The sequence below is a fragment of the Acidipropionibacterium jensenii DSM 20535 genome (assembly GCF_000425285.1).
Taxonomy (GTDB): domain Bacteria; phylum Actinomycetota; class Actinomycetes; order Propionibacteriales; family Propionibacteriaceae; genus Acidipropionibacterium; species Acidipropionibacterium jensenii.
Genome location: NZ_AUDD01000007.1, coordinates 153723 through 161716, shown reverse-complemented (window position 1 = coordinate 161716; position 7994 = coordinate 153723). Strand labels below are relative to the sequence as shown.

The 7994-nt window shown below is 69.3% G+C and carries 4 protein-coding genes and 1 pseudogene; 2 read left to right on the top strand and 3 right to left on the bottom strand.

All coding sequences use genetic code 11. The features are described 5' to 3' along the window. On the top strand, positions 1-779 hold a 779-nt coding region (locus H590_RS0106605; RefSeq protein WP_028702934.1), incomplete at its 5' end, for an IS3 family transposase. Positions 780-821: 42 nt separating this feature from the next. Continuing rightward, a pseudogene (locus tag H590_RS15380) lies at positions 822-1622 on the top strand (ISL3 family transposase); the annotation flags it as partial. A 375-nt stretch (positions 1623-1997) separates the two neighbouring features. Here H590_RS15380 and H590_RS0106595 read toward each other — a convergent pair. The 3 genes from H590_RS0106595 to H590_RS15375 are packed head-to-tail and all read right to left on the bottom strand — an operon-like array spanning position 1998 to position 7836. After that, positions 1998-5441, bottom strand: a complete 3444-nt coding sequence (locus H590_RS0106595) for an error-prone DNA polymerase (protein WP_028702933.1) — start codon at positions 5439-5441, stop codon at positions 1998-2000. A 23-nt stretch (positions 5442-5464) separates the two neighbouring features. After that, positions 5465-7147, bottom strand: a complete 1683-nt coding sequence (locus H590_RS0106590) for a DNA polymerase Y family protein (protein WP_028702932.1) — start codon at positions 7145-7147, stop codon at positions 5465-5467. Continuing rightward, complete coding sequence (locus H590_RS15375) at positions 7144-7836, bottom strand: hypothetical protein (protein ID WP_232020926.1); 693 nt, start codon at positions 7834-7836, stop codon at positions 7144-7146. Before H590_RS15375 ends, H590_RS0106590 begins: the two co-directional genes overlap by 4 nt. Between the last annotated feature and the right edge of the window lie 158 nt (positions 7837-7994).

The window sequence follows — 7994 nt, the reverse complement described above, 5'->3', positions numbered from 1 at the left end:
CCAGGCCCATTTCTGCGACCGCACGTCGACGCCGTGACCTCGCTTCCAAGATTCGTTTCTATTTTGCTGACTCGGACGGTACCTACGGCTACCGGCGGATCGCCGCCGAGCTCGCCCGGGCCGGTGAGGCGGTGCACCCGGACACGATCCGCTCCATCATGCGGGCCGAGGGGCTGGTGGCCGCCCAGCTCCGCCTGGCGGTCCGCACCAGGATCCCGGCCGACGACGCCGACGGGCGCCCAGACCTGGTGGAACGAGACTTCACCGCGGCGCAGCCGGGATACAAATGGGTCGGTGACATCACCTATATTCGCACCCTGGAAGGATTCTGCTATCTGGCGACGGTACTGGACTACTGCACGAAGAGGGCCGTGGGTTACGCGATCGATGATCACATGAGGACCGGATTGATCTGCAAGGCCATCGACATGGCCGTCAGGAATTGTGAGTATATGAGAGGGGCGACCATTTTCCATTCGGATCATGGCTCGCAGTACATGTCGAAGGAATTCACCGAACTGCTCGAATCCTATGATATCAGACTGTCCGTGGGGAGGACGGGACTGTGCTGGGATAATGCGTTGGCGGAGTCGTTCAATGCGACATTGAAGAACGAGAGGGTGCACCGGGTGATCTATCGGGCCAGAGATGATGCGGTCCGGGATATTGTGCGGTGGATCGAGCTCAGGTACAATCAGAAACGTCTTCACTCGTCGTTGGGGTATCAGACCCCTAATGAGATTGAGGCGGAGTACAGGGAATCACGTCAGGTGGCCTGAAACCAAGTGTTTGGGCGTGTCCGAGAAACGGCAAGCAGTCCACACATCTGGAGGCACACCCGGCGCGGTGACACGTACGTCACGGTGATCATCGATCTCACCCCGGTCCGTGCCGGCACCGGCCCTGCGCGGCTGTTCGATATGGTCGAGGGCCGCTCCAAGCAGGTGTTCAAGACCTGGCTGGCCGATCGCGACCAGGCGTGGCGTGACGGTGTGGAGGTGGTGTCGATGGACGGGTTCACGGGCTTCAAGACCGCCGCCGAGGAACTGCCGACCGCGACCGAGGTGATGGATCCCTTCCACGTCACGCGGCTGGCCGGCGAGGCCCTTGCTGAGTGTCGGCGCCGGGTCCAGCAGGCCATCGGCGGACACCGCGGCCGCAAGAGCGATCCGCTGTACGCCGCACGCAGAACGCTGTGCACCGTCGCTGACCTGCTCACCGAGAAACAGACCAACCGGCTCACCGCGCTCTTCAACGACGACGCCCACGTCGAGGTCGAGGCCATCTGGGGCATCTACCAGACGATGATCGCCGCCTACCGTCACCCTGACCGCCGACATGGCCGGGAGCTGATGGCCAGCCTGATCGAGTCGGTCAGCACCGGCGTGCCGAAGGCACTCGCCGAGGTCATCACGCTCGGCCGGACACTGACCAAACGGGCCACCGACGTGCTGGCCCACTTCGACCGGCCCGGCACATCCAACGGGCCCACCCAGGCCATCAACGGCCGACTCGAACACCTACGCGGCTCAGCCCTGGACTTCCGGAACCTGACCAACTATGTCGCGAGATCCCTACTCGAGGCCGGCGGCTTCAGACCCCGACTACACCCCGGATCCTGAAGAGCCAGTTTGCTAAGCATCCTTCGCCACCATGACCTGTGGCCTCCTAGGACGACGTTGTGACCGTGATCACGGTCGATCTGACCACGGTCACTGCACTGCTCGGGAAAAGTCACGTCGACTACGGGAATCGCGTCGTTAACGGGCTCCTCGGATCTGCGGTGAGGGTGAGCGGGACACGCCGATGAATGGGTGGTCGGTGAGCTGAGCGGTCGAGGTCCTCTGGATCAGGAGTGACCACACGTCTGTACCGACGAGGACCTCGACCGGTGTCTTGAGCCTACGAGTTGTGCCGCGCCCTGCCACCATGGCGGCTACTGCATCGATTGTGACCTGTTGGTCGGCCTGCCGATCACGACCGAGTGGTCCGGCCCCTCAGCGGAAGTTTCGGGAGGAGACCACCACCGCCATCTGCAACCGCTCCAGGCGGTCGGCGTAGAGGTTCATCACCCCCTCGTCGCCGCGCTCCAGGATCCCCCTGATCACCATCCCCGAGCAGGTCAAGGCGACCTGCCGGTACCGCTTCCACGCCCCGGCGGTCACGATGACGTTGAGCAGACCGGTCTCGTCCTCGAGATTGATGAAGGTGATCCCGCCGGCGGTGGCCGGGCGCTGCCGATGGGTGACCACCCCTGCCACCTCGATCCGGCGGCCCGCCTCGACCCGGTCCAAGGTGTCGATCGGCAGCACTCCGCGCTCGGCCATCGCCGCGCGCAGATGGCGCATCGGATGATCCTCGGCGCTGATCCCTGTTGCCCGAAGATCGTGACCCAGTAGTTCCACCGGGGTCGGTTCGGGCAGCAGCGGGGGCTGGCTGCACACCTCGATGTCCAGCTGGCCCGGTGCCACCCCGGCCAGCTGGCCCGACTGCCACAGCGCCCCTCGCCGCGACCCGACCAGACGGTCGAAGGCCCCGGCCAGGGACAGCGCCTCCACCTGGTCGGGCTCCAGCCCCACCCGACGGACCAGATCGGCGAGACTGGTGAAGGGCTCGCGCTCCCGTTCTGCGACGATCTGCTCGGTGACCTCCACCGGGATCGCCGAGACGTCGGCCAGTCCCAGCCGCACCGCCAGTCCCCCGTCCCGGCGGTGGGAGGCGCAGTCGTCGGGGGAGGCGGCGTCGAACTCGCCGATCTGCTCCTGGGTGTGGTCCAGCAGGCAGTCGGACCGACCCCGGCCGGGATTCTCGTGGTTCTCGGAAACCTCGGGGTTCTCGCGTCCGTCGCGACGTGCCGGTTCCAGCCCGGCGTGCACCCCCGAGGCCAGCAGATCGGGGCCGAGCACCCTGACGCCATGCCTGCGGGCGTCGGCCACCAGGGTGGCCGACGAGTAGAAGCCCATCGGCTGGGAGCGCAGCAGCCCGGCCAGGTAGGCCGCCGGATAGTGCAGCTTCAACCACGAGGAGGCATAGACCAGCACCGCGAAACTCAGCGAGTGGGACTCCGCGAAACCGAAGTTGGCGAAGGACTCGATCCGGTTGTAGATCTCCTGTGCGACGTCGTCGGAGATGCCATTAGCCGCCATCCCGGCGAACAGCTTGGCGCGCAGCGAGTCGATCTTCTCGACCCCGCGTTTGGAGCCCATCGCGCGGCGCAGCAGGTCGGCGTCGGCGGCGGTGCAGTTGCCCACCGTGGTGGCCATCTGCATGAGCTGCTCCTGGAACAGCGGGATCCCCAGGGTGCGTCTCAGCACCGGCTCCAGCATCGGGTGCGGGTAGCTCACCGGGTCCACCCCGGTGCGCCGCCGGATGTAGGGGTGCACCGCACCTCCCTGGATCGGGCCGGGCCGAATCAGTCCGATCTCCACCGCCAGGTCGTAGAAGCAGCGCGGCTTGAGCCGTGGCAGGGTGCCGATCTGGGCGCGGCTCTCCACCTGGAAGACGCCGATGGTGTCGGCCCGGCACAGCATGTCGTAGACCCCCGGTTCATTGCGCGGGATCGACTGCATCGTCCAGCGCTCCCCGCAGTGCTCGGCAGCCAGGTCGAAGGTGTGCTGGAGGGCGGCGAGCATTCCCAGTCCGAGCAGGTCGAACTTCACCAGCCCCATCCACGCGCAGTCCTCCTTGTCCCACTGCAGCACGGTGCGGTTCGCCATCCGGGCCGGCTCGATCGGGCACACCTCGCCCACCGAGTGCCGGGTGAGCACCATTCCGGCCGAGTGGATCCCCAGATGACGGGGGAATCCGAGCACCTGTCCGGCCAGATCCCGGACCCGCTCGGGGATCCTGTCAGCCCCCTCCTGGTCCTCGCCGATCCGCGACCCCCAGCGCTCCACCTGCCGTGACCAGGCATCCTGCTGACCCTGGGAGTAACCCAGCACCTTGGCCATGTCGCGGATCGCGTTCTTGGGCCGGTAGCTGATGACATTGGCCACCTGGGCGGCGTAGTGACGGCCGTACCTGCCGTAGACGTACTGGATCACCGACTCGCGGCGCCGGGCGTCGAAGTCGACGTCGATGTCGGGCTCCTCCTCCCGCAGCGCCGAGAGGAACCGCTCGAAAGGAAGCCGGTAGAAGACCGGGTCGACGACGGTGATCCCCAGCACGTAGCACACCGCCGAGGCCGCCGCCGAGCCGCGCCCCTGGCACAGGATGTCGTGGTGACGGGCGAACTCGACGATGTCGTGGACGATGAGGAAGTAGCCGGCGAAGTCCTTGGACTCGATGACCTCCAGCTCCTCGTCGAGACGCCGTCGGGCGACCGGGTCGTCACCGTAGAACCGTGCGCAGCCGAGATCGGCCAGATGGCGCAGCCAGCTCATCGGGGTGTGGCCCTGCGGCACCTTCTGCTCGGGCATCTCGGGGCGGCTGGCGCGCAGCGAGAACCGGGTCTGCTCGGCGATCTCCACGCTGCGCTCCACGGCACCGGGGTAGCGGGCGAACAGCCGGGCCATCTCGGAGCCGGAGCGCATCCGGGCGACCGGGCCGGCCGGCAGCCAGCCGTCCATCTCGTCGAGGGTGCGTCGGGCGCGCACCGCCGCCAGGGCGCAGGACAGCTCGAACTGTCCGGGATCGGCGTAGTGGACGTCATTGGTCGCCACCACCGGCAGCTCGCGGGAGGCGGCCAGCGCCGCCAGCGCATCATTGTCGTGGGAGTCGCAGGGACGCCGGTGGTCGGTGAGCTCCACGACGACGTTGCGGTGGCCGAACAGCCGGACCAGCCGGTCCAGTTCCCTCCCGGCCAGGTCGGGGCCGCCGCGGGCCAGGCCCTGCCGCACCGCCCCCTTGCGACACCCGCTGAGGATGATCCAGTGGCCGTCGGCCTGATCGGCCAGCCGGTCCAGGTCGTAGACGGGCCGGCCCTTCTCGGCATCCTCGTCGAGATAGGCCTCGGTCATCGCCCCCGACAGCCGGCGGTATCCCTCGGTCCCCCGGGCCAGGACCAGAAGATGGCTGCCCACCGGGTCGGCCACCCCGTTCTGGGGGGCCGGCAGACCGATCGACAGTTCCGAGCCGATACTGGTGGCCAGCCCGCAGGCCTCGGCCGCCTCGGCCATCCGGACCACCCCGTAGACCCCGTCGTGGTCGGTCAGTGCCAGTCCGGACAGGCCGAGCTCGACCGCCCTGCGGACCAGATCCTCGGGGCTGGAGGCACCGTCCAGGAAGCTGTAGTAGGAGTGGCAGTGCAGCTCGGCGTAGGGCACCACCGGACCCTCGGGAGGTGTCGCCCTGCCGGAGAAGGGTGCCCGCCGCCTGCCGATGGGGGCGTCCTCCGGGCCGCCGCGCATCCGGTCCGTGCCGTGGCCCTCCGTCTCAGGGGCCTTGCCGCGGATCCGTCGCTCCATCTCCGACCAGGAGATGGGCGGGTTGTCATAGGGCATGGCGCACCCCGCTCGCAGCGCACTCAGTCATAGCGGGCCTCCAGCCACCATGTCGAGGAGGCCGCGACCAGCACCCAGGCCTCCTGGTCCTCGGTGACGAACTGGTATCGGTCGAGGGACACCGCCCGATCGGTCCACCAGTGCTCCCGCACCGGCCAGGGCCCGGCCCAGGCGATCACCCTGACCCGGCGTCCGCCCGGGACGATGAGCCAACCCGGTTCGGCGTCCAGACCGCCCGGAGGATCCTCACCGGCCGATCCCCCGGCATCCTCGAGCGGGTGCACCGACTGTCCGCCGAGAGTCTGGACGCGCACCGGCCGCGGCTCGGAGTAGATGACACTGGGGGCCGGCCCGGTCAGACGTCCCGGCCAGGGCTGATCCCCGCCGGTCCGGGCACCGTCGGGCACCGAGCCGAACGGGGTCAGACGACGTCTCTCGGTGAGCAGCCGTCCCCCGGCGACACTGGGCACCAGCACCGCACGCGGCCCGAGCCGGGCCTGCAACCGGGTGAGGATCTGGACCAGGTGCTCGGCCGGCCGGGCACCGAACAACCCCTCGGCGTGATCGGCCAGGGGCCGGCAGGTGGGGATCAGCTGCACCGCCTGGACGCCGGTGGAGTACTCGCAGACCACCTCCTCGGCGGTGTCGGCCCGCGGCCGGTCCAGCTCGGCCAACTGCCACCGGACCCGGCAGACCAGGTCGTCGGAGCCGAACTGCCAGGGATGCCGCCAGGTGCGTTCGCACACCCCCGCGGTGGAACGGATCAGGATCCGCACCGTGTCGCAGATCAGTCCACGGCTCCCGATCTCGCCGATCAGCCTCTCGAGGGTCGGCCGCACCGCCTGCTCCAGCTGCTCGACGGAGGCCACCGGATCCTCGAAGGCGATCTCGACGGTGTCGTCATGGTCGCTGCGATGCGGGACCAGCGGGCGGGGATCCTGACCCAGGGCGTACTGGTGGGCGAGCCTGCCGGCCCTCCCGAACCGGGTGGCCGCCTGCTCGCGGCTGAGGGTGGTGACCAGGCCCATCGTGCGCAGCCCCAGGGTGCGCAGCGAGACGACCAGATCCATGCCGCCGTCGGTGCAGCAGTCATCCATCGACCCGACCAGGGCACCGACCTCCAGATCGGCCAGGAACTCCCGGGACCGGCCCGCCGGCACGATCCTGATCGGGTCGGACTCCCCGATCGGTACCGGCTGCCCGGTCGGGGTCCGGGTTCCCCGGTGGACCGCGGCGACACCCAGGGCCGCCTGCTCTGCGGCGAACATGCCATCGGCCACCCCCACCGTGGCATCCGACCACCCCTCCTGCCCGAGCACCTGCCACAGCCGCTCGGCGGCGGCCCGCTCCCCGCCGTAGAAGCGGGCCGGGCCACCGACCGGGACCACCGCCGTGCCGGGGCGCAGCACGTGGACCGCCGGGGCGACCTGCTCCTCGATCCGGGCCACCACCGGTGCGAAGCCCTCCTCCTCCACCCGCGGGTCGTGGACGACGACCCGGGCCCGGGGGCAGCGCAGCTGGGCGGCGCGCACCCGAAGGCCGGGCAGGACCCCGTCCTCGGCGGCCCGTCGGCAGCAGGTGAGCACCCTGCCCTTCTCAGCGACGATCAGCGGGTCGCTGTGCTCGGTGTGCATCTGGACGGCCCTGATCGGCCAGTCTGGCACCCGGACCAGCATCACTCGCGGGGACTGCTCGTCACTGCTCACCGGCCCGCTCCTCCCGAGTCGTCGGAGGACTCCCCGGCTGCCGTGACACCCTCGGCACCCCGGATCAGGGTGACCGTGCGATGACTGTGATGGCGGGTCACGGTGATCTCCAGACGCTGGGACTCCAGGGCCCCGTACCCCCGTCCGAGCCCCTGCCAGCCGAGAGTCCGCACATCGATCCGGGCATGGGCGTGGGGCCATCGGCCGAGCACCACCAGGCTGGAGCCCCGTGACCGCAGCCGGGCGACCAGCCGCTGGGCGGCCGCCGGGGCGATCGACGCCGGAGCCGCCGCGAGGACGACGTCCAACCCTTCGATGAGGGTGGCGACGGTCTCCAACCACGACCCGGGATCGGGGACGAGCACCATCCGCGACAGCTCGACCCCCCACTCGCGGGCGGCCTCCACCCCCAGCTCGGGCAACCCGACCACCGCGCACCAGCCCTCGACCAGCAGTCCCAGGCCGACCTGGGCCGACCCGTTGAGGGAGTAGACCTCCGGCATCAGACCACTGGGCAGCACCGGGCGCAGCCCCGGATGAACCGCTCGGCCCGGACGCACCGACAGATCGTCGGCCGACCATCCGCCGTGCCCGGAACCGGCTCCCCGACCGACGCCGCGACTCACCGGCAGGCGCGCCAGGGCGGCGGCCATCGCCTCACCCGACCCCGACCGGTTCTCGCTGCTCATGGTCTCCACGGTGCCAGCGACCACTGACAGTTTTTCTGAGGCCGGGGGGCAACCCCCTGGCAACCCCCGACAGGCCGGGGTCAACCCCCTGCCAACTCCCACCACCGCGACGGCCCGGTTTTCGGGAAGCTGCCATGATGGGGCCATGAGTAGAGAGT

What these genes read in the sequence shown, in the direction of transcription:
- H590_RS15375 (WP_232020926.1), bottom strand. Translation starts at nt 7,836, where the DNA reads ATGAGCAGCGAGAACCGGTCGGGGTCGGGTGAGGCGATGGCCGCCGCC.
- H590_RS0106595 (WP_028702933.1), bottom strand. Translation starts at nt 5,441, where the DNA reads ATGCCCTATGACAACCCGCCCATCTCCTGGTCGGAGATGGAGCGACGG.